Source organism: Pseudomonas sp. M30-35 (assembly GCF_002163625.1).
Taxonomy (GTDB): Bacteria; Pseudomonadota; Gammaproteobacteria; order Pseudomonadales; family Pseudomonadaceae; genus Aquipseudomonas.
This window is the reverse complement of record NZ_CP020892.1, coordinates 3,669,993-3,689,513: the sequence shown is the minus strand read 5'-3', so window position 1 is coordinate 3,689,513 and position 19,521 is coordinate 3,669,993. Positions and strand designations below refer to the sequence as shown.

The window sequence follows — 19,521 nt, the reverse complement described above, 5'->3', positions numbered from 1 at the left end:
AGCTGGCTGCCAGAGCGACTAGGCAAGGACACAGCACTCGCTAGACTTAATACACGTCATAACAATAACTGTAGAGGTGTCGAGGATGAGTGCTGCCCAAGAACTGAGCTGTGTAAGTCTCAAGGATCAGGTATCCGCCGCTGAGTGGCAGACCCGTGTGGATCTGGCCGCATGCTATCGATTGATTGCGATGCACGGTTGGGACGACCTGATCTTCACCCATATCTCTGCGAAAGTCCCCGGCGTTGATGAGTTCCTGATCAACCCATTCGGTTTAATGTTCCACGAAATTACTGCCTCCAGCCTGGTCAAGATCGACCTCGCGGGTAACAAGCTGATGGACAGTCCGTATGAGATCAACCCGGCGGGCTACACCATCCACAGCGCGGTACATGAGGTTCGCCACGACGTTGCTTGTGTCGTCCATATCCATACGGCGGCGGGTATTGCCGTTTCGGCGCAGAAGCAGGGGCTGTTACCGCTATCGCAACAGTCATTGTTTGTACTTTCCAGCTTGGCCTATCACGGTTACGAAGGCGTGGCGCTGAACCATGATGAGAAGGCGCGTTTGCAGGCGGACTTGGGCGACAAAAACTTCATGATCCTGCCCAACCACGGGTTATTGACTGCCTCTTCAAGTATCGCCGACACCTTTCTGATGATGTTCACTTTGCAGCGTGCATGCGAGGTTCAAGTCATGGCGCAAAGCGGCGGTGCCGAGCTGATTCACATCCCTCAGCAAATTCTCGATGGCGCCAAAGCCATGGTCGCCGGGGTGATGAAAAGCCCGCAGGGCATGGGCGGATCTTTGGCTTGGCCGGCTTTGCTACGTAAGCTCGACCAGCAAATGCCAGGCTACGCCAGCTAATGGCATTGCCAGGTATCCCGCTGACGCAGTGGCGCGCAGAAAGTCAGCGTTTCGACTTCAATGGCCACAAGATTCATTATTGGACCGCTGGTGCCGCTGATTCGCCGCCGCTGTTGCTGATTCATGGCTTTCCGACGGCTAGCTGGGATTGGCATTACCTGTGGCGGCCGTTGGCGCAGCATTACCGGCTGATTGCCTGTGACATGCTCGGATTTGGCTACTCGGCGAAACCGACTGGGCACGATTACAGCTTGCTTGAGCAGGCGGATCTGCATCAAGCGCTACTGGCGCAGCTCAATGTTTCTGGCGCTGTGCATGTGCTGGCGCATGATTATGGTGACAGCGTCGCTCAGGAGCTGCTGGCACGCCATCAAGCAGGGCAATTCAAGTTGGCGAGTTGCGTGTTCCTCAATGGCGGATTATTCCCGGAGACCCATCGTCCGGTGTTGTTGCAAAAGCTCCTGCTAAGTCCGCTGGGCCCCTTCATTGGTCGCTTATTCGGTCGTAAGAAGCTTGAAGCTAACTTCGCTAAAGTGTTCGGTCCAAACACCTTGCCAGACGCGGCAGAGCTTGATGACTTCTGGGCGTTGATTAGCCAAAACAATGGGCCCGCGATTATGCACAGGCTGATTCGTTATATGCCTGAGCGGCGCCAGCAACGCGAGCGCTGGGTGGCGGCGATGCAGACCACTCGGGTGCCGATGCGGGTTATTGATGGTGCTGTCGATCCGATTTCCGGTGTACATATGGTCGAGCGCTACCGGGCACTGATTCCTCATGCCGACACTGTGCTGTTGGAGGGGATTGGCCATTACCCGCAAACCGAAGCGCCAGAAGCCGTGCTTGAGCATTATCTAGCGTTTCGCCAGCAGTTGGATCAAGCCCAGTAGTTTTCAGTGGATGCCTAATTGATTTACATGATCAAGGTTGCATCAGCTTATCTCTTTGCCTTATCGGGCACTATTCAGGCCCGGTTGTCATAGTTGTGGCAATCGTGACCCTGTCCGACACTCGGCTCAATTATTAACACTGCCAGGAGCCTTCTGATGAGTGAAGCCATTCGTTTCCAAGACCAAGTCGTAATTGTCACCGGTGCCGGAGGCGGTTTGGGTCGTGCGCATGCTTTGCTGTTCGCCAAGCATGGCGCCAAAGTTGTAGTCAATGATTTAGGCGGCAGCACCCACGGCGAAGGTGCTAATGCCTCTGCGGCAGACAAAGTGGTCGAAGAAATTCGTGCCGCGGGTGGCGTGGCCGTGGCCAACCATGACTCGGTGACTGACGGCGACAAAATCGTTGCGCATGCCTTGGAGGCATTCGGGCGTATTGATGTGGTCGTCAACAATGCCGGAATCCTGCGCGACAAGACCTTCCATAAGATGGAACAGGTTGACTGGGACCAGGTGTATCAGGTGCATGTTGAAGGCGCCTACAAGATTACCCGTGCGGCTTGGCCACATATGCGTGAGCAAGGTTATGGGCGAGTGATTTTCACATCATCGACTTCCGGCATTTACGGTAATTTTGGTCAATCAAATTACGGCATGGCCAAGTTGGGTTTGTATGGCCTGACGCGTACCTTGGCGATTGAGGGCCGTAAAAATAATATTCTGGTTAACGCCATTGCGCCGACTGGCGGCACGCGCATGACTGAAGGTTTGATCCCGCCGCAAGTGTTTGAACAACTTAAACCCGAATTGGTTAGCCCGTTGGTGGTTTACCTGGCCAGCAATAGCTGTGAAGAAACTTCGGGACTGTTTGAAGTAGGCGGCGGCTGGATAGGTAAAGTGCGTTGGGAGCGTAGCCTCGGTGCAGGCTTCGATCCGCGCGAAGGCTTTAGCCCTGAAGATGTTGCTGCGCATTGGGCGCAGATCTGCGATTTTGAAAACGCGGCGCATCCAGCCGATAACGTTGAGGCGTTGAAAGAGATGATGGCTAACCTGCAAAAATATGCCATCTGATTCGGCCGGTATGCGATCTGTTGCTCGCTGCCGCTAGGGAGCTTCTGAAAAAGGTAGCGAGCGACGATAGGACAAGGCAAAAAAGTGTGAAAAAGCGACCGGGGTCGCGCTCGACTTTAGTTGGCCTAAATGAGCATTTTGAGCAGTTTTTTAACGCTGTAATATCTAGCGCAGTAGTTTTTCAGAGGTTCCCCAGCGTTTTAGAGTGAAGGCCAGCGATGTGCTGGCCTTTCTGTGCCCGCACTGCTTCGGACACATTTCTGGAAATGACGCCGCCATGAATATTCTCATCGATAAGGTTGGGCCTGTTACAACGTTGACCATCAATCGGGCGCGGGTATGTAACGCGATTGATCGACCTACCGCACAAGCGCTGGCGGATGCCTTGCGTGAGTTTGAAGCCGATGCCAGCGCCAGGGTCGCAGTGCTCACGGGGGCCGGTGATAGCTTTTGCGCTGGCGCAGATTTGTCTGCGGTTGCCGATGATGCTTTGCGGGCCAACCGACTTGAGCGCGAGGGTGATGGGCCGATGGGGCCGAGCCGTATGCAACTGAACAAACCCTTGATTGCTGCAATTGAAGGGCATGCGGTTGCAGGCGGGTTGGCTGATCTACGCGTGGTGGCTCAAAACACCGTGCTTGGGGTGTTTTGCCGGCGCTTCGGCGTTCCTTTGATTGATGGCGGTACTGTGCGTTTGCCGCGGGTTATTGGCCAAGGGCGCGCCTTGGATTTAATCCTGACGGGACGTCCGGTACTGGCAGATGAAGCGCTACAAATTGGCTTGGTCAATCGAGTCGTGCCAGCAGGTACTGCCTTGGCGGCGGCGCAAGAATTGGCGCTTGAAATTGCTGGTTTACCGCAGAGGTGCATGCTCAGTGATCGAGCAAGTAGTTATGAACAATGGGATCTGAGCTTCACTCAAGCGCTTGAAAACGAGTTTGAACGTGGCATGAGTGTCATTAACAGCGGCGAAACTCAAGCTGGTGCCAAACGTTTCAAAAGTGGCCATGGGCGTCATGGCCGCAGCGCCTAGTTCTTGCCAGGGATGCCGTATTTGCGCAGGCGCACCGCTATCGCACTGTGCGAAGTTTGCAGTCGGTTAGCCAGCTGGCGGGTGGAAGGGTGACTGCCATAGAACCTTTCGAGCAAGGCTTTTTCAAACCCTGCGACTGCTGCCTCCAGGCTTTCAACCGCATCTTCAGGTGATTGTGCCGCGACTGCTGTGCCAGCAATATCCAGATCGTCAATCAGTACCAGATTGTTTTCGCTAATGGCGGCAGCGCGGAAAATTACGTTTTGCAGTTGGCGCACGTTGCCTGGCCAGTGATTACCCAGCAGTGCCGGGTAGGTGTCTGGCGCTAAACGACACGGCGATCGCTGAATCTGCGCGCAGGCCTGACGCATGAAATGCCGGGCTAAAAGCAAAATATCCTGGCCCCGTGCGCGTAAAGGTGGCACTTCGAGGTTGAGCACATTGAGGCGGTAATACAGGTCTTCACGAAAGCTTCCCTCGCGGACCATTTTTTCAAGGTCGCGGTGGGTGGCGCTGAGAATGCGTACATCAACTTTGACTTCCCGCTCGCCGCCGACACGCCGGAATGTACCGTCGCTGAGAAAACGCAATAGTTTGGCTTGCAGATAAGGTGACATCTCACCTATTTCATCAAGAAATACCGTGCCGTGATTGGCCAGCTCTAACAGCCCAGGCTTGCCGCCGCGCTGGGCGCCAGTGAATGCGCCTGGTGCGTAACCAAACAGCTCGCTTTCGGCCAGGCTCTCCGGTAACGCCGCGCAGTTCAGGGCTAGAAAAGGGGCATCGCAACGCGCGCTGCTGGTGTGGCAAGCACGGGCCACCAGTTCTTTACCGGTTCCGGTTTCGCCCTGAATCAATAAGGGCGCATCAAGCGTTGCAACGCGTAACGCACGGGCCTTGAGCGTGCGGATCGCTACTGAGTCGCCCAGCAATGAGTCAAACCCTTCGGCGTGGTCATGGTGCAGCGCCGAGAGACGAGCGCCAATCCGGCTAGGCTCGTACAGCGTGAGCAATGCGCCCGCGAGTTGCAACTGACCTGCGCCAGCCGTTCCACTAATGGGCATGGCATCGAGCAGCAAGGCTTGACCGTTCAGGGTGACTTCGCGCATTGGCAGTCGAAAGTTCTGTTCCAGCAACTCATGTTGCAGGGTTGAGTTGGCAAATAGATCGCCAAGTGCCAAACCTTCTGGCTCTTGTTCACAGAGGGCAATCAAGGCTGGGTTGGCCAGCAGCACGCGGCCTTGACTGTCGACTGCCAGCACCGGATCGCTCATTGCTGCAAGCAAGGCATCAAGCTGCAAGCGTCGACGTTGGCCGGGGAGAATATCGACGATGTTAACCGCCTGTACTCCGTGCACCTTGAACAATGCCTCGCGCAGTTCATCGAGTACTTCGGGGCTCAATGTCGGCGCGTCTATATAGACGTTGGGCGGCACCATCTCGACCGCATCCAGATTTAGATTGCGCCCACCCAGCAGTGCCAGCACTTCCTGGGTGATACCTACGCGGTCGATGAAGGTGACATGGATACGCATGGGGTCTACTAAAACTGGGGGCAATAGCTAAGTATGCCCGGTCTGCGCGCTGACGTTAACTGTTGCTGTGATCTGGTTGTTCAGGTGTGGAGCAAAACAATCATTACTTTAATCGTAATGATTACGTCGGCTAGTTGATTGATAGCCGTTGGCTTGCGCTCCTAATGTGGCACCACGACAGCGCACTACGTGGAGTCAGCATGACAACAATAATATCCCCGCCGCCGAATTGGTCACGTCGCCGTACCGAGAAGCAACGTCGCCTCGAACAGGTTCGTGCCTTGGCTGACGGTGTGGTTTTACCCAGCGATAAAATCGTTGCCGCGCTTGAAGCCTTGATTGCTCCGGGTGATCGCGTGGTGCTTGAAGGTAATAACCAGAAGCAGGCGGATTTTCTCTCCCGCTCGTTGGCCCAAGCCAGCCCTGAGCGCCTGCATGACCTGCACATGATCATGCCGAGTGTGAGCCGCGCGGAGCACCTTGATCTATTCGAGCGCGGTATTGCGCGCAAACTGGATTTCTCCTTTGCGGGCCCGCAAAGTCTGCGTATCAGTCAATTACTCGAAGATGGTTTGCTCGAAGTTGGCGCAATCCACACTTATATCGAACTCTATTCGCGACTGTTGGTTGATCTGATTCCTAACGTTGCCTTGGTGGCCGGTTTCAAGGCAGATCGTGCCGGTAACATCTACACCGGACCGAGCACTGAAGACACCCCAGCGTTGGTTGAACCGACTGCCTTCAGCGATGGCATCGTTATCGTGCAGGTCAATGAACTGGTCGATGATGTCAGCGAATTGCCGCGTGTTGATATTCCGGGGTCGTGGGTCGACTTTGTGGTGGTGGCTGACAAACCGTTCTATATCGAGCCGCTGTTCACCCGTGACCCACGCCACATCAAGCCGGTGCACGTGTTGATGGCGATGATGGCGATTCGCGGCATCTACGAAAAACACAATGTGCAGTCGCTCAATCACGGTATTGGCTTTAACACCGCTGCCATTGAACTCATTTTGCCAACCTACGGTGAAAAGCTCGGCCTCAAAGGCAAGATTTGCCGCAATTGGACGCTCAACCCACACCCAACGTTAATCCCGGCGATCGAGACCGGCTGGGTCGAAAGCGTGCATTGCTTTGGCACCGAATTGGGTATGGAAAACTACATCGCCATGCGCCCCGATGTGTTCTTCACCGGGCGGGACGGCTCGATGCGTTCAAACCGGATGATGTGCCAGCTGGCCGGGCAGTACGCGGTCGACCTGTTTATTGGCGCCACCTTGCAAGTCGATGGCGACGGCCATTCATCAACCGTTACCCGAGGTCGTCTTGCCGGTTTTGGTGGTGCGCCAAATATGGGGCACGACCCACGCGGGCGACGCCATGCAACCCCCGCGTGGCTAGATATGTGCTCCGACACCGGCGCCCCGGTGACCATGCTTGAGCGCGGTAAAAAGCTGGTGGTGCAGATGGTTGAAACCTTCCAGGAAGGTGGTAAACCGACCTTTGTCGAGACCTTGGATGCGGTTGAAGTGGCGCGTAAAAGTGGCATGCCGTTAGCGCCGATCATGATTTATGGCGATGACGTAACGCACCTGCTGACCGAGGAAGGCATCGCCTACTTATACAAGGCCCGCTCACTTGAAGAGCGCCAGGCGATGATCGCCGCAGTGGCTGGGGTCACCAGCATTGGGTTGCGTCATGACCCTAAAGATACCTTGCGCATGCGCCAAGAGGGCTTGATTGCTCTGCCCGAAGACTTGGGCATTCGCCGCGCAGACGCCAGTCGTGAGTTGCTCGCAGCCAAGAGCATCGCCGAGTTGGTTGAGTGGTCAGGCGGTCTGTACAACCCACCCGCTAAATTCAGGAGCTGGTGATGACTGCCTTATACGTTAAACAGCCGCACCTGAGTGTTGCCGAATACTTGGCTGACCTCGCCGTCGACGTGTTGATCGATGAAGCGGATCTGTCGCCCAAGCCGGGGCTGGTTGATCGTCGAGGCAATGGCGCACATGACGATCTGCACTTGGGCCTGATGCATTCTTCAGCGTTGTCGCTGTGGCCAACCTTTAAGCAAATGGCTGAGGCAGCAAGCCAGCACAATGAGATTAATCAGTCGTTGCGCGAGGCATTGGGTCGTATCGGTCGTGAAGGCGAGATCGAAATGCTGCGCGTGACTGGCGGCGTCAATACGCACCGGGGTGCAATCTGGGCGCTGGGCTTGTTGTGCGCCGCCGCAGCGCTGGATGATCAAGCGCTGAGCGCCGCCGAAGTTACCTTGCGCGCTGCGCGAATTGCCAAGCTGCACGACCGGGCAATGCCCGTCACGGCCGAAAGCCACGGGGCACAAGTTGGCCGAACCTATGGCCTGCCGGGTGCTCGTGAGCAAGCTCAATTGGGCTTTCCGGCAATCATCCACAATGGCTTGCCACAACTGCAGCGCAGCCGTTCAGCGCAGGTGGGCGAGCAGAACGCACGGCTGGATGCGTTGCTGGCGATCATGAGTCAACTAACTGATACCTGTGTGCTTTACCGAGCTGGTCTGACCGGCCTCGATTGCATGCAGAACGGAGCACTGGCGGTGTTAGAGGCAGGCGGTTGCGCCAGTCTCGATGGTCGCCGGTTGCTACGTAATCTCGATAACGACATGTTGAGGCTACGTGCCTCACCCGGCGGGGCTGCTGATTTACTCGCCGCGACTTTATTCCTCGACCGCCTTGCGCCTGCCTTGCACGCGCCGATAGGGAGTGTCTGACTATGCAAACGCTGTCTTTCCAATTCAGTGCCGGGCAACCCGCCCAAGGCCGTGCCCTGGTCGGCTGTGTCGGCTCGGGTGATCTTGAAGTGATGCTTGAACCGGGTACCAGCGGCACGTTGGCAATTGAGGTCGTAACCTCGGTCAATGGCAGCGATGCCCGCTGGCAGCAGCTGTTTCAGCGCATGTTCAGTGAACAGCAGATGCCTGCGTTGAACATCTCGATCCACGATTTTGGCGCGACTCCAGGGGTTGTGCGTCTGCGTCTGGAACAAGCAATGGAGGCCTTGGCTGATGACTGATGCAAATGCAGACAAGATCGCGCGCTTGCTTGAACAGCGCAGTTTTATCGAACTCGGTGCTCGTCAGCGCGCGCGAGCATTGCTCGACGCCGGTAGCTTTCGTGAGTTACTCGATCCATTTGCCCGAGTGACTTCACCTTGGTTGCCCAAGCAAGGCATCGTGGTTCAGGCCGATGATGGGGTGATTATCGCTAAAGGCACCATTGACGGTGAGCCTGTTGTTGTCGCGGCAATCGAAGGGGCGTTCCAGGGCGGTAGTCTCGGTGAAGTTGGCGGGGCAAAAATTGCCGGCGCGCTAGAACTCGCCGCTGAAGATAATCGCAATGGTATCGCTACCCGCGCCTTGCTCTTGCTGGAGACCGGTGGTGTGCGCTTGCAGGAAGCCAATCTGGGACTCGCGGCAATTGCTGAAATTCAGTCTGCAATTGTTGACCTGCGCCAGTACCAGCCGGTCATAGGCTTGGTTGCTGGGCCGGTCGGCTGCTTCGGCGGTATGTCGATTGCGGCGGGTCTTTGCAGTTATCTGCTGGTGACTCAGGAAGCCCGGCTCGGCCTCAATGGCCCGCAGGTCATTGAGCAGGAGGCTGGTCTTGATGAATACGACTCGCGTGACCGACCTTTCATCTGGAGCCTGACTGGCGGTGAACAACGCAACGCCAGCGGCTTGGTTGACGGTTATGTGGCGGATGACCTTGAGGTGATCCGCGAACAGGTCCGCAAGTTGTTCAAGCAAGGTCGGCCAGCGCTTGAACGCAGCCGCAAGCATGCTTGGTTTCTTCAGCGATTGCAGGCGTTTGATGCTGCACAGCAAATCGATGCCGCAACGGTACGCAGCCTCTACCAAGGAGAGCAATCATGAGTGCAACCACTGAACCGCGTGGCCGTAACTGGTTCGAGTCGTTGGCGGTAAATGCGCAGCTGGTTAACGGGTTACCGGACTCTTTACTCGTTGCTGACAGCGTCTTGAATGGCCAACCCGTGCGCTATTTGGCGGTGGTTGCCGATTCAAATAACCGTTTTCCCCGTGCACGAAATGGCGAGGTTGGCCTGCTTGAAGGCTGGGGCCTGGCCCAAGCGATTGATCAAGTGATTGAGCAGGACCGCGAGCATCAAGACAAGCGTGCCTTGATCGCCATCGTCGACGTGCCGAGTCAGGCATATGGCCGCCGTGAAGAGGCTCTGGGTATCCATCAGGCATTGGCTGGCGCGGTCGACAGTTATGCCCGTGCGCGGCTTGCGGGTCATGCCGTCATAGCGTTGTTGGTGGGGAAGGCGATGTCTGGTGCGTTTCTGGCTCACGGTTATCAAGCCAATCGTTTGATTGCCCTGCGCGACCCAAGTGTGATGGTGCATGCAATGGGTAAGGAGTCCGCCGCGCGCGTGACCCTGCGCAGCGTTGATGAACTGGAAGCGCTGGCGTCGACCATTGCGCCAATGGCTTATGACATTGAAAGCTATGACTCACTTGGCCTGCTTTGGGAAACCTTGAGTGTTGAGAACGCCGTTAAGCCACAGGCTGATGATGTTGCGCGAGTCCAGGGCTGCCTAAGCAGCGCGCTCGATGATATCGCCAGCAGTCCGCTGGACTTGCGCAGCAGGCTCGGTGCGACTAACCGCGAAGCTTCATCACGGGTACGTGAGTTATTGCGGGCGCAGTGGTGAACTTAAGCGTCACCGCCTGGAGCTGAACACGTGATCAATTGCCTCGATCTACCAACGCAACAGCGCTATCTGCCGCACGATTTGCTTTGGGGCTTTGCCCCAGAGCATCTGCCGGCAGATGCGCCTGCGTGGTCGGCCGAGGCGTTGCGCTTCGAGCCACCGGTGGTGGTCAGACGTGCGCGGGCCTCAGCGGGGATGATTGCTGTTGGTGTGCGCGGTAAAACACGTGATCAGCGCTTTGCGTGTTGGATGCCGCTCTCGGCGGTTAAGCGCTGCGTGCAGCCGGAACAGTTGATTGAGTTGCAGGATCAACACTATCGAGACTGGCCACTGTTTAAAGCGCTTGCGCAGTTGGCTGGGCCACTTAATCAGAGTGGCTTGCGCTGGGGGATTACCGGCAGCCTTGGATTTCAGTTGGCCAGCGGTATCGAAGCAATTCATCCTGCCAGCGATCTCGATTTGCTGGTGCGTACAGCGCAGCCGATGTCGCGTTCACAGGCAAAGGTTTTACTGGAGTTGCTTGATAATGCTGCGGTGGCAGTCGATGTGCAACTGCAATGCCCAGCGGGCGCGGTTGCCCTGCGTGAGTGGGCGATAAGCACCTCGAAGGTACTGCTTAAAACCCAGACTCAACCCTTGTTGGTTGATGACCCTTGGGCGCCAGAGTTGGCAGGCGCATGAGCAGCTTATGGGTTTTTCCTGGCCAAGGTGCGCAGCAACCGGGCATGTTGCACGCGCTGCCAGATTCAGCCGAAACACGCCTGTGCGTGGCAGAAGCCAGCGCAGTACTTGAGCAAGATGCCTTGGCGTTGGACTCACTGGGTGCTCTCTCCGAAACCCGCGCGGTACAGCTGTGTTTACTGATTACCGGGGTGGCTTGTGCGCGGATGCTACTGCAGCGTGGGCATCGCCCTGATTATGTTTCGGGTTTGTCGATTGGCGCGTACGCAGCAGCCGTTGTTGCGGGCGCAATCAGTTTTGCTGATGCGCTGCGTTTGGTCGGTTTGCGTGGTGAACTCATGCAACAGGCGTATCCGAATGGCTTCGGCATGACCGCTATTCTGGGGTTAGACCTCGGCACAGTTGAAGACTTGCTGGCGCAGGTAAACAGTGTTGAGCAGCCGGTGTATCTGGCCAATATAAATGCTGAGGCGCAACAGGTAATAGCAGGCAGCCATAGCGCCATGCTGCAAGTGGCGGCGTTGGCGAAAAAGTCTGGAGCGGCTTGTGCTAAACGTCTAGCGGTGAGCGTGCCTTCGCATTGCCCGCTGCTTGAGAGCCCCGCGGCGACACTCGCTGAGGCATTTGCTCAGGTCAGTGTAAGGCCTGCGCAAGTGCGATATTTAAGCAGCAGTAGCGCACGTTTACTCAACAAACCGGAACAACTACGCGATGACTTGGCGAACAATATGTGCCGCGTCGTCGATTGGCATAACACGTTGCGCACGGCCTATGAACGCGGTGTTAGGTTGCACCTCGAATTGCCTCCTGGGGCGGTGCTGACGGGCTTGGCCCGGCGCGTGTTTGAACCCGGACAAGCCATCGCCTTTCAGGGCGCTCGGCTCGATACCTTGGACGCCATGTTGCGTCAGGAGGCGAGCCGCGACTCTTGAACTGAGCTGTACCGCTTGATCGTTACGAAGGACAAAAACAACAACTTCGAACTGCTCCCTGAGGATAAAAATAATGATTATTTATGGTGTGGCGTTTCTTGCGTTCTGCACCCTGGTCGGCATCACTATCGGTGAGCTGCTGGGGAAGATGATTGGTGTGCCGGCCAACGTTGGTGGCGTCGGTATTGCCATGATGTTGCTGATTTTTCTCGGTGGTTATCTAAAAAAGCGCGGCTATCTGATTCCCAAGTCAGAACACGGCATCGAGTTCTGGAGCGCAATCTATATCCCTATCGTGGTGGCAATGGCTGCTCAGCAAAATGTCTATGGCGCGCTTAGTGGTGGGCCAATGGCGATTCTTGCTGGCGTGGCGGCAGTGGTTGTGGCTTTTGCTCTGGTTCCGGTTTTAGACCGGATGGGCCAAAAAAAGCCTGATGCGCCAACTGAGCCTGACGTAAACCCTTTGCCTAAACTGCCACGGTGATCGCTATGTACGAGAGTATTCTGAAAGTATTCACCGCTTACAGCTTGATCGCCGGTTTTGCCGTTATCGGTATTACCATGTGGTTGTCGTATTGGCTGTCTGACAAGCTGACCAATGGCCGCTTGCACGGTTCTGCAATCGCTATTCTTCTGGGGCTGATTTTAGCCTATGTCGGTGGCGCGATGACCGGTGGCAGTAAAGGCCTGGTCGATATCCCTATGTTATCCGGGATCGGTATTTTGGGCGGCGCAATGCTGCGTGACTTTGCCATTGTCGCCACCGGTTATGGGGTTAATGTTGAAGAGTTAAAGCGTGCGGGGCTGGTAGGCGTACTGGCGTTGTTTGTGGGTATCGGCTCGTCGTTTGTCGCCGGTGTCGGTGTCGCGATGGCGTTCGGTTATACCGATGCGGTAAGTCTGACCACTATTGGCACGGGTGCCGTGACCTATATCGTTGGCCCAGTGACGGGTGCCGCGATTGGTGCAAGCTCAGAGGTCATGGCCCTGTCGATTGGTGCGGGTCTGGTCAAAGCCATTCTGGTGATGATCGCAACGCCGTTTGTTGCGCCTTACATCGGCCTGAACAATCCACGCAGCGCAGTGATCTTTGGTGGCCTGATCGGTACATCGAGCGGAGTGGCTGGCGGATTGGCCGCGACAGATCCGAAACTGGTGCCTTACGGTTGTCTGACTGCAGCCTTCTACACGGCGCTAGGCTGTTTGCTCGGTCCGTCGCTGTTGTTTCTGATTATGCGTGGCCTGATGGGCTGAAACTGATTGCTCTTACCCCGTCTATGCATGAGGAACCTCTGAAAAAGGTAGCGAGCGAAGATAGTACAAGGCAAAAAACTGAGAAAAAGCGACCGGGGTCGCGCTCGACTTTACGTGTTGTAAATGAGCATTTTGAGCAGTTTTTTAACCCAGCAAGGGCTGCCCCAGCATCGGCTGCCGCAGTAATATCTAGCGCAGTAGTTTTTCAGGGGTTCCTTTAGGCGGGGTTGTTGATGCTATACATCCGACACTCCGCCAGTAAGGCCAACAGATTAGGATCACGCTCTTTGGCTTTGAGAAAGACCACGCCAATGTGCTGCTGCATATGGTATTTGGCCTGCAAGGGGATGAGTTTGACCCGGTTTTCATAAACCGCCGCAATTCGACCGGGGAGCAGGGCATAACCCACCCCGGAACTGACCATGCTTAACAGGGTGAAAATATCATTCACCTGCATCGCAATTTTCGGTTCAAACCCCGCTTGACGAAACACCTGCACGCCATCTTGGTGTGTGGCAAAGCCGTGGGTCAGGGTAATAAAAGTCGACTCTTTGAGAGCTGCCAGATCAACTTCAGTTTGCTGCGCAAAGGGCGAATCGGTTGGTACTGCGAGAAAAATATCATCCGAAAACAACGGAAGTTGCTCGCAATCGTGATCATTGATGTGCTCGTTCAAGGCCACCAAAATCGCGTCCACTTCGAGACTCTTCAGTTTAAACATCAGGTCGACATTTGAACCAAGGATAAGGTCGATATTCAATTCGCTGCGCCGCAGCTTAAGACCCATGATCAACTGAGGAACGATTTTTACCGTGAGTGAATACAGCGAGCCGAGCTTGAATCGCTCTGCAGAAAAGCCCGCTGCTTCACGGGTTAAGCGAACCGTATCGAGTACATCTTGAATCAGCTTTTGGGCACGGTCCTCTAGCAGGTAAGCACTTTCCAGCGGGATCAGGTTGCGTCCTTCGTGCTTGAACAATGGACAGCGCAGCGCACTCTCAAGCGAATGAATCGCCCGATGTACACTCACATTGCTGGTCTGCAGTTCTGCCGCTGCGCGACTGAGGTTGCCACTGCGCATGAACGCGAGAAACGTTTCAAGCTTCTTCAGCGTGAAGTCTTCATCAATCTGCATGCGTCAGTGCCTGGAAGGTTAAGAGGCCAGCGCTGCGCTGGCGAGCGTGTACCTGAGATTAACCGCAGGTGATGCGGTCGATCACTTCAGCTTCGTCGGTATCGATGTTCAAACGAGATGACTTGTAATCCATGGTCATTGGGTCGGCTGGGCCCAGGACTCGAACGCTTTTAGCACCGGCTTTTTCTTTGATTTGTTTGCTTAGCGCCGGGGTGACTCGCTGCCCCAACATATCCTGGACGGCTTCGGCGTTGCACTTGTCCTTGAAGCGATCAGACGCAACTGCCGAAGCGGTGTCTGAACTGCCACTGTCCATTGAGCTACAGGCGCTTAGTGATGCAATTAGAGCCAGGCCAGCGAGATGTTTTAGTTGCATGTAGGTGTCCTCTGAACGGGTGATAACGGCACAGCCTGTGCAAAATTAACGCGCTTGGCAAGCGCAAAGCGACGATTCAAGGCTGTTGGCGGTGTGCCAGCATAACGATACCGGCGACTATGACCAAGCCTGCAAGCTTGCGAATTGAGCTCAACACTTGTCCTTGGCCAGAGCCTCCGAGGGTCAGCGCTGATACCGGGTTGGTATTCGTTGCGGCTGGATCGAGGAGCAGCATGCTGATAAACGGTGCTGCACAAGCGTGACCATACCAGAGCCGTTCCCCAGCCCAACACTTAATTAGCCAGATGCAACATGGCATAAGGATGGGCTAGAGTAGCGTTTTTATTGTTCAGGCAGGCTCATATAGCGATGCCTTCTGACGCTCCCAAAACCAAGGTGGTTGTGTGCAACCAGTTATCTCGATACAGCAGTTGAGCAAGGTTTATGCTTCGGGCCACCCAGCGTTGACCTCCATCAATCTTGATATCAAAAAAGGTGAGATTTTCGCTTTGCTCGGCCCCAACGGTGCAGGCAAAACCACCTTGATCAGCATCATCTGCGGCATCGTAAATCCTGGCTCAGGCAAGGTGCTGGTCGATGGCCACGACATTATTTCCGACTACCGTGCAGCGCGGGCCAAGATTGGCTTGGTGCCACAGGAGTTGTTCAACGAAGGCTTTGAAAGTGTTTTGGCCACGGTTAAGTTCACCCGGGGTTTATTTGGTAAACCGGCCAATCCTGCTTATCTCGAACAACTGCTGCGTGATTTGTCGCTGTGGGACAAAAAGGATGCGCGCATCTTTGAGTTGTCTGGCGGTATGAAGCGCCGTGTGATGATCGCCAAAGCCTTGTCCCATGAGCCGCAGATTCTGTTTCTCGATGAGCCAACTGCCGGTGTCGATGTCGAACTGCGTCGTGATATGTGGAATATGGTGCGTGGCCTGCGCGAGCGCGGCGTGACGATCATTTTGACCACTCACTACATCGAAGAAGCCGAGGAAATGGCTGATCGCATTGGGGTTATCAGCAAGGGTGAAATCATTCTGGTCGAAGATAAAGCTGCGCTGATGCACAAGCTCGGCAAGAAACAGCTGACCTTGCACTTGCAGCAGCCGTTGACCAGCATTCCCGATGCGCTCGCCAGTTACCCGCTGGAATTGGCAGACTCTGGCCATGCGCTGGTGTTTACCTTTGATGCCCAACGTGAGCACACCGGTATTGCCGAGTTGCTCAAAGACTTGGCGCAACAAGGCATCGACTTCAAAGACCTGCAGTCGAGCCAGAGTTCGCTTGAAGAAATTTTCGTAAACCTGGTGAGGAACCGCGCATGAATTTCTACGCGATTCGCGCCATTTACCTGTTTGAACTCGCGCGCACCTGGCGCACGTTGCTGCAAAGCATTGCCACACCAGTCATCACGACTTCGCTGTATTTTGTGGTGTTTGGCTCGGCGATCGGCTCAAGCATGACTCAGGTGCATGGTGTCAGCTATGGGGCGTTTATCATCCCTGGCTTGATCATGCTGGCGCTGCTCACCGAGAGCATCTCCAACGCCTCGTTTGGTATTTATATGCCGAAGTATTCAGGGACGATTTACGAGATCCTTTCTGCACCGGTTTCCTACCTTGAAATCCTTATTGGCTATGTTGGCGCTGCGGCGACCAAATCCATCATTCTGGGTTTGATTATCTTGCTGACGGCGCGGCTGTTCGTCGACTTTGAAATTCTTCATCCATTCTGGATGGTGGCCTTCTTAATCCTCACTGCCGTGACCTTCAGCTTGTTCGGTTTCATTATCGGGGTCTGGGCGGATGGCTGGGAGAAATTGCAAATCGTACCCGCGCTGATCGTCACGCCGCTGACTTTCCTTGGCGGTAGTTTTTACTCGATCAGCATGCTGCCGCCGGTTTGGCAGACCGTCACACTGTTCAACCCCGTGGTGTATCTGATCAGCGCATTTCGCTGGAGCTTTTACGGGGTTTCCGACGTTAGCGTCGGCGTCAGTCTGGGCATGATCCTGGGCTTCTTGGCGCTGTGCATAGGCGCTGTTGCCTGGATATTTAAAAGCGGTTATCGACTTAAAAGCTAAGACAGTCACTGTGGGTTACTGAAGGAGCTGCGATTGGATACGCCTCAGGCGCTGAACCAGCAACTGGAAGTGCTTTATCGCACTGAGTCGCGGCGCGTCCTGGCGACCTTGATTCGCCTGCTCGGTGATTTCGATCTGGCCGAAGAAGCATTACATGAGGCGTTTCGTGCTGCGCTTGAACAGTGGCAAACTCAAGGTGTACCGGCTAATCCGCGGGCCTGGCTGGTATCCGCAGGACGCTTTAAAGCCATTGATGGATTGCGCCGCAATGCCCGCTTTGAAGCGCTTGGCGAGCGCGATGAGGCTGCCGCCGATGCGCCTGCTCTGGATGACTTTGAAAGCGTCGAGGATGACCGCCTGCGTTTGATCTTCACCTGCTGCCACCCGGCGCTAGCGGAAGATGCCCAGGTTGCTTTGACCTTGCGTGAAATATGCGACCTTGGCAGCGAGGACATCGCCAAAGCCTTTCTCACTACTCCCAGTACAATCGCGCAACGTATCGTGCGCGCCAAAGCCAAGATTCGTGATGCCGCAATCCCTTACGAAGTGCCTACCCGAGGTGAACTTCCACAGCGGTTGGCGGTGGTGTTGCGGGTTATCTACTTGGTGTTTAACGAAGGCTACTTTGCCAGCTCAGGCGAGTCAGTCATTCGCAGCCAGCTTTCGACGGAGGCTATTCGGCTGGGGCGATTGCTGCTGGAGCTTCTGCCAGATCCATCAGTAAAAGGCTTGCTGGCGTTAATGCTGCTGCATGAGTCGCGCCGCCCCGCGCGGGTCTCTGTCGACGGATTGGCGGTGTTACTTGAGGAGCAGGACCGCAGCCTGTGGTCGTCTGCACATATTGAAGAAGGCCGGACGCTGCTTCTGCAAGCGCTGCAGCAGGGCGGTTACGATAGCTACAACGTACAGGCTGCGATTGCCGCCGTGCATGCCGAGGCTGCGACTGCGGCAGAGACTGACTGGTCGCAGATTGTCGGACTTTATGATGTGTTGCTGCGCTTACAACCTTCGCCGGTGATTGAGCTAAATCGGGCGGTCGCGGTATCAATGTGCGATGGCCCAGCTGCAGGACTTAACATTATCGATGCCTTGCTAGAGCGCGGTGAGCTTGCGCGCTATCACCTTGCGCAGATGGCCAAAGCCGATTGCTTGCGGCGTCTGGATCAGCGAGCTGCGGCGCGGGCAGCTTACCTCGAAGCGCTAAGGCTGGCCGGGCAAAGTCCTGACCGCTTGATGATTGAGCGGCGTTTAAGTGAGCTGGAAGATTAAGCCGAGCTGCCAGTAACCCTTGGTCAATTGGCTGAACAAAACCTCTGTCTGCGATGTGAAAAGTGCGTAGAATCCGCCCCTTTTTCCGCAACAGGAGTGCTCAATGAGTTTTAATCTAGCGAACAAATCCGCTGAAGAGCGTAATGCTGGAGAGGCTGAAAAGGCGCGTTTGTTCGAGTTGTGGCAACAAAACCTGCAGCGTTCCAAAGTCGATGCCGCGCGACTGTTCGCCGAAAAGAGCAAGCGTAAGGGCAAGTGGGAAGAATGGCTGCGTGAGCAAGTTGCCCAGCTTACACCGCCGGAATATGCGAGCATGGTTATGCGTGAAGTGCGCCGTTTAGCTAAATAAGCGCTAAACACTCAGGTATAAAAAAGCCCCGCCAAGTGCGGGGCTTTTGCTGCGCGGGCTATTTCGCCTCTTCTGTCAGGGTCTTGTTGCGCCAGCCTGCACCGCCCGGCAGTACCAGGTTGAGCAAAATCGCGATGATCCCGCAGAGCGAAATGCCTTTGAGGCTGACATCGCCAGCACCAATGACCATGCCGCCAATGCCGAAGACCAAGGTGATCGCGACAATCACCAGGTTGCGCGCCTCGGAGAGGTCAACCTGATGACGGATCAGGGTATTTAAACCGACCACTGCGATTGAGCCGAACAACAGGCACAGAATCCCACCCATCACCGGCACTGGAATACTTTGCAGTACGGCGCCGAATTTGCCGACGAACGCTAAAGTCATGGCAATTACCGCCGCCCAGAGCATGACTTTGGGGTTGAAGTTCTTGGTCAACATGACCGCGCCCGTCACTTCCGAATAGGTCGTGTTAGGTGGGCCACCGAGCAAGCCCGCGGCAGAGGTTGCCAAGCCATCACCGAGCAGCGTGCGGTGTAAGCCGGGTTTCTTCAGGTAGTTTTTGCCGGTGACAGTGCCGATCGCCAGCACATCGCCGATATGCTCGATTGCGGGTGCAATGGCCACCGGTAGCATGAACAGTACCGCGCTCCAGTTCAGCTCAGGCGCTACAAAGTTGGGAATAGCCAGCCATGGGGCCGCTGCAATCGGCGCAAACTCAACCACGCCAAAAGCCCACGCCAAGCTGTAACCGACGGCTACGCCAAGCAAAATAGGGATCAGCTTGAATATGCCTTTACCGACGACTGCCACGATCAACGTGGTGATCAACGCCGGTAGCGAGATCATCAGCGCAATGTCGTAAGGCACTAATTGTGCGCTGGCATCACCTGCTTTACCCATGGCCATGTTGGCGGCAACTGGCGCCAGGCCCAGGCCGATCGACATGATTACCGGGCCTATCACCACGGGCGGGAGTAAGCGGTCGATGAATCCAGTGCCTTTAATCCGGACGGCGCCAGCCAGCAGCATGTAAACCACACCAGCAGCAACCAGGCCGCCGAGCGTAGCAGGCAGGCCGAAGTCAGCTTTAGCGGCAAGGATCGGGGCAATAAAGGCGAACGATGAGGCGAGAAACACCGGGACTTGGTTTTTCGTCACAATCTGGAAAATCAGCGTGCCAAGGCCCGCTGTAAACAGCGCGACATTGGGGTCCATTCCGGTAATCAACGGCATCAGTACCAATGCGCCGAATGCTACGAATAACATTTGAGAACCGGCCAACGCCTGACGCCATGTGGCGTCTTGCACTTGGTGTTGCATGC

21 protein-coding genes are annotated in these 19,521 nt (G+C 55.6%); 17 read left to right on the top strand and 4 right to left on the bottom strand.

Annotated elements, in window-relative coordinates; genetic code table 11:
- The first annotated feature begins 85 nt into the window (after window positions 1–85).
- The 4 genes from B9K09_RS17020 to B9K09_RS17005 all read left to right on the top strand — a co-directional run bounded on the left by B9K09_RS17020 (window position 86) and on the right by B9K09_RS17005 (window position 3,859).
- Window positions 86–868 carry a class II aldolase/adducin family protein gene (locus tag B9K09_RS17020; protein ID WP_087517936.1) on the top strand — a complete coding sequence of 261 codons (783 nt, stop codon included), beginning with the start codon at window positions 86–88 and terminating at the stop codon, window positions 866–868.
- Window positions 868–1,758, top strand: coding sequence for an alpha/beta fold hydrolase (locus tag B9K09_RS17015; protein ID WP_087517935.1), 891 nt, complete (start codon window positions 868–870; stop codon window positions 1,756–1,758). Before B9K09_RS17020 ends, B9K09_RS17015 begins: the two co-directional genes overlap by 1 nt.
- A 156-nt stretch (window positions 1,759–1,914) precedes the next feature.
- Entirely contained in the window at window positions 1,915–2,826 is a 912-nt protein-coding gene (locus tag B9K09_RS17010) for an SDR family oxidoreductase (RefSeq protein WP_087517934.1), read from the top strand.
- A 277-nt stretch (window positions 2,827–3,103) separates the two neighbouring features.
- The gene (locus B9K09_RS17005; RefSeq protein WP_087517933.1) at window positions 3,104–3,859 is read left to right on the top strand and encodes a crotonase/enoyl-CoA hydratase family protein; all 756 of its coding nucleotides are present in this window, start codon (window positions 3,104–3,106) and stop codon (window positions 3,857–3,859) included.
- On the opposite strand, the gene B9K09_RS17000 is transcribed toward B9K09_RS17005, so the two are convergent.
- Entirely contained in the window at window positions 3,856–5,394 is a 1,539-nt protein-coding gene (locus B9K09_RS17000; RefSeq protein ID WP_087517932.1) for a sigma-54-dependent transcriptional regulator, read from the bottom strand. The genes B9K09_RS17005 and B9K09_RS17000 overlap by 4 nt on opposite strands.
- Before the next feature lie 200 nt (window positions 5,395–5,594).
- On the opposite strand from B9K09_RS17000, the gene mdcA reads away from it, so the two are divergent.
- The 9 genes from mdcA to madM all read left to right on the top strand — a co-directional run bounded on the left by mdcA (window position 5,595) and on the right by madM (window position 12,977).
- Window positions 5,595–7,268: a malonate decarboxylase subunit alpha gene (mdcA, locus tag B9K09_RS16995; RefSeq protein ID WP_087517931.1), complete on the top strand. Its 1,674-nt coding sequence runs from the start codon at window positions 5,595–5,597 to the stop codon at window positions 7,266–7,268.
- Window positions 7,268–8,146, top strand: a complete 879-nt coding sequence (locus B9K09_RS16990; RefSeq protein WP_087517930.1) for a triphosphoribosyl-dephospho-CoA synthase — start codon at window positions 7,268–7,270, stop codon at window positions 8,144–8,146. The genes mdcA and B9K09_RS16990 overlap by 1 nt, the downstream gene beginning before the upstream one ends.
- Before the next feature lie 2 nt (window positions 8,147–8,148).
- On the top strand, window positions 8,149–8,448 hold the full coding sequence (locus B9K09_RS16985; RefSeq protein WP_010486417.1) for a malonate decarboxylase subunit delta: 300 nt from the start codon (window positions 8,149–8,151) through the stop codon (window positions 8,446–8,448).
- Complete coding sequence (locus B9K09_RS16980; RefSeq protein WP_087517929.1) at window positions 8,441–9,307, top strand: biotin-independent malonate decarboxylase subunit beta; 867 nt, start codon at window positions 8,441–8,443, stop codon at window positions 9,305–9,307. The genes B9K09_RS16985 and B9K09_RS16980 overlap by 8 nt, the downstream gene beginning before the upstream one ends.
- Complete coding sequence (mdcE, locus tag B9K09_RS16975; RefSeq protein WP_087517928.1) at window positions 9,304–10,110, top strand: biotin-independent malonate decarboxylase subunit gamma; 807 nt, start codon at window positions 9,304–9,306, stop codon at window positions 10,108–10,110. Before B9K09_RS16980 ends, mdcE begins: the two co-directional genes overlap by 4 nt.
- A 30-nt stretch (window positions 10,111–10,140) precedes the next feature.
- The gene (locus tag B9K09_RS16970) at window positions 10,141–10,791 is read left to right on the top strand and encodes a malonate decarboxylase holo-ACP synthase (protein ID WP_256574075.1); all 651 of its coding nucleotides are present in this window, start codon (window positions 10,141–10,143) and stop codon (window positions 10,789–10,791) included.
- Complete coding sequence (gene mdcH, locus B9K09_RS16965) at window positions 10,788–11,723, top strand: malonate decarboxylase subunit epsilon (RefSeq protein WP_087517927.1); 936 nt, start codon at window positions 10,788–10,790, stop codon at window positions 11,721–11,723. Before B9K09_RS16970 ends, mdcH begins: the two co-directional genes overlap by 4 nt.
- Window positions 11,724–11,796: 73 nt before the next feature.
- Window positions 11,797–12,207 carry a malonate transporter subunit MadL gene (madL, locus tag B9K09_RS16960; protein ID WP_087517926.1) on the top strand — a complete coding sequence of 137 codons (411 nt, stop codon included), beginning with the start codon at window positions 11,797–11,799 and terminating at the stop codon, window positions 12,205–12,207.
- Between the two features lie 5 nt (window positions 12,208–12,212).
- A complete protein-coding gene (gene madM, locus B9K09_RS16955) occupies window positions 12,213–12,977 on the top strand; it encodes a malonate transporter subunit MadM (RefSeq protein WP_087517925.1) in 765 nt (254 codons plus the stop codon).
- 217 nt (window positions 12,978–13,194) lie between these two features.
- Here the strand turns inward: madM and B9K09_RS16950 are convergent, their stop codons facing one another.
- Together B9K09_RS16950 and B9K09_RS16945 are read right to left on the bottom strand one after the other, a co-directional pair.
- On the bottom strand, window positions 13,195–14,112 hold the full coding sequence (locus B9K09_RS16950; protein WP_087517924.1) for a LysR substrate-binding domain-containing protein: 918 nt from the start codon (window positions 14,110–14,112) through the stop codon (window positions 13,195–13,197).
- Window positions 14,113–14,170: 58 nt separating this feature from the next.
- Window positions 14,171–14,488 (bottom strand): I78 family peptidase inhibitor, encoded by a 318-nt coding sequence (locus B9K09_RS16945; RefSeq protein ID WP_087517923.1) that lies wholly within the window; start codon window positions 14,486–14,488, stop codon window positions 14,171–14,173.
- Between the two features lie 404 nt (window positions 14,489–14,892).
- Here B9K09_RS16945 and B9K09_RS16940 point away from each other — a divergent pair, with 404 nt between their 5' ends.
- From B9K09_RS16940 to B9K09_RS16925, 4 genes are all read left to right on the top strand, one after another.
- Window positions 14,893–15,819, top strand: coding sequence for an ABC transporter ATP-binding protein (locus B9K09_RS16940; RefSeq protein WP_087517922.1), 927 nt, complete (start codon window positions 14,893–14,895; stop codon window positions 15,817–15,819).
- The gene (locus B9K09_RS16935) at window positions 15,816–16,577 is read left to right on the top strand and encodes an ABC transporter permease (RefSeq protein ID WP_087517921.1); all 762 of its coding nucleotides are present in this window, start codon (window positions 15,816–15,818) and stop codon (window positions 16,575–16,577) included. Before B9K09_RS16940 ends, B9K09_RS16935 begins: the two co-directional genes overlap by 4 nt.
- A gap of 33 nt (window positions 16,578–16,610) precedes the next feature.
- On the top strand, window positions 16,611–17,846 hold the full coding sequence (locus B9K09_RS16930) for an RNA polymerase sigma factor (RefSeq protein ID WP_256574074.1): 1,236 nt from the start codon (window positions 16,611–16,613) through the stop codon (window positions 17,844–17,846).
- 103 nt (window positions 17,847–17,949) lie between these two features.
- Window positions 17,950–18,195: a hypothetical protein gene (locus tag B9K09_RS16925; RefSeq protein ID WP_087517920.1), complete on the top strand. Its 246-nt coding sequence runs from the start codon at window positions 17,950–17,952 to the stop codon at window positions 18,193–18,195.
- 58 nt (window positions 18,196–18,253) lie between these two features.
- Here the strand turns inward: B9K09_RS16925 and B9K09_RS16920 are convergent, their stop codons facing one another.
- Window positions 18,254–19,519: a uracil-xanthine permease family protein gene (locus B9K09_RS16920; RefSeq protein ID WP_087517919.1), complete on the bottom strand. Its 1,266-nt coding sequence runs from the start codon at window positions 19,517–19,519 to the stop codon at window positions 18,254–18,256.
- Window positions 19,520–19,521 lie beyond the last annotated feature (2 nt).

Coding starts and splice junctions, on each gene's coding strand:
- B9K09_RS16920 (WP_087517919.1), bottom strand. CDS start 19,519: ATGCAACACCAAGTGCAAGACGCCACATGGCGTCAGGCGTTGGCCGGT.
- B9K09_RS17015 (WP_087517935.1), top strand. CDS start 868: ATGGCATTGCCAGGTATCCCGCTGACGCAGTGGCGCGCAGAAAGTCAG.
- mdcE (WP_087517928.1), top strand. CDS start 9,304: ATGAGTGCAACCACTGAACCGCGTGGCCGTAACTGGTTCGAGTCGTTG.
- B9K09_RS16935 (WP_087517921.1), top strand. CDS start 15,816: ATGAATTTCTACGCGATTCGCGCCATTTACCTGTTTGAACTCGCGCGC.
- mdcH (WP_087517927.1), top strand. CDS start 10,788: ATGAGCAGCTTATGGGTTTTTCCTGGCCAAGGTGCGCAGCAACCGGGC.
- B9K09_RS17000 (WP_087517932.1), bottom strand. CDS start 5,394: ATGCGTATCCATGTCACCTTCATCGACCGCGTAGGTATCACCCAGGAA.
- madL (WP_087517926.1), top strand. CDS start 11,797: ATGATTATTTATGGTGTGGCGTTTCTTGCGTTCTGCACCCTGGTCGGC.
- B9K09_RS16925 (WP_087517920.1), top strand. CDS start 17,950: ATGAGTTTTAATCTAGCGAACAAATCCGCTGAAGAGCGTAATGCTGGA.
- B9K09_RS16950 (WP_087517924.1), bottom strand. CDS start 14,112: ATGCAGATTGATGAAGACTTCACGCTGAAGAAGCTTGAAACGTTTCTC.
- B9K09_RS17010 (WP_087517934.1), top strand. CDS start 1,915: ATGAGTGAAGCCATTCGTTTCCAAGACCAAGTCGTAATTGTCACCGGT.
- B9K09_RS16945 (WP_087517923.1), bottom strand. CDS start 14,488: ATGCAACTAAAACATCTCGCTGGCCTGGCTCTAATTGCATCACTAAGC.
- B9K09_RS16980 (WP_087517929.1), top strand. CDS start 8,441: ATGACTGATGCAAATGCAGACAAGATCGCGCGCTTGCTTGAACAGCGC.
- mdcA (WP_087517931.1), top strand. CDS start 5,595: ATGACAACAATAATATCCCCGCCGCCGAATTGGTCACGTCGCCGTACC.
- madM (WP_087517925.1), top strand. CDS start 12,213: ATGTACGAGAGTATTCTGAAAGTATTCACCGCTTACAGCTTGATCGCC.
- B9K09_RS16985 (WP_010486417.1), top strand. CDS start 8,149: ATGCAAACGCTGTCTTTCCAATTCAGTGCCGGGCAACCCGCCCAAGGC.
- B9K09_RS16990 (WP_087517930.1), top strand. CDS start 7,268: ATGACTGCCTTATACGTTAAACAGCCGCACCTGAGTGTTGCCGAATAC.
- B9K09_RS17020 (WP_087517936.1), top strand. CDS start 86: ATGAGTGCTGCCCAAGAACTGAGCTGTGTAAGTCTCAAGGATCAGGTA.
- B9K09_RS17005 (WP_087517933.1), top strand. CDS start 3,104: ATGAATATTCTCATCGATAAGGTTGGGCCTGTTACAACGTTGACCATC.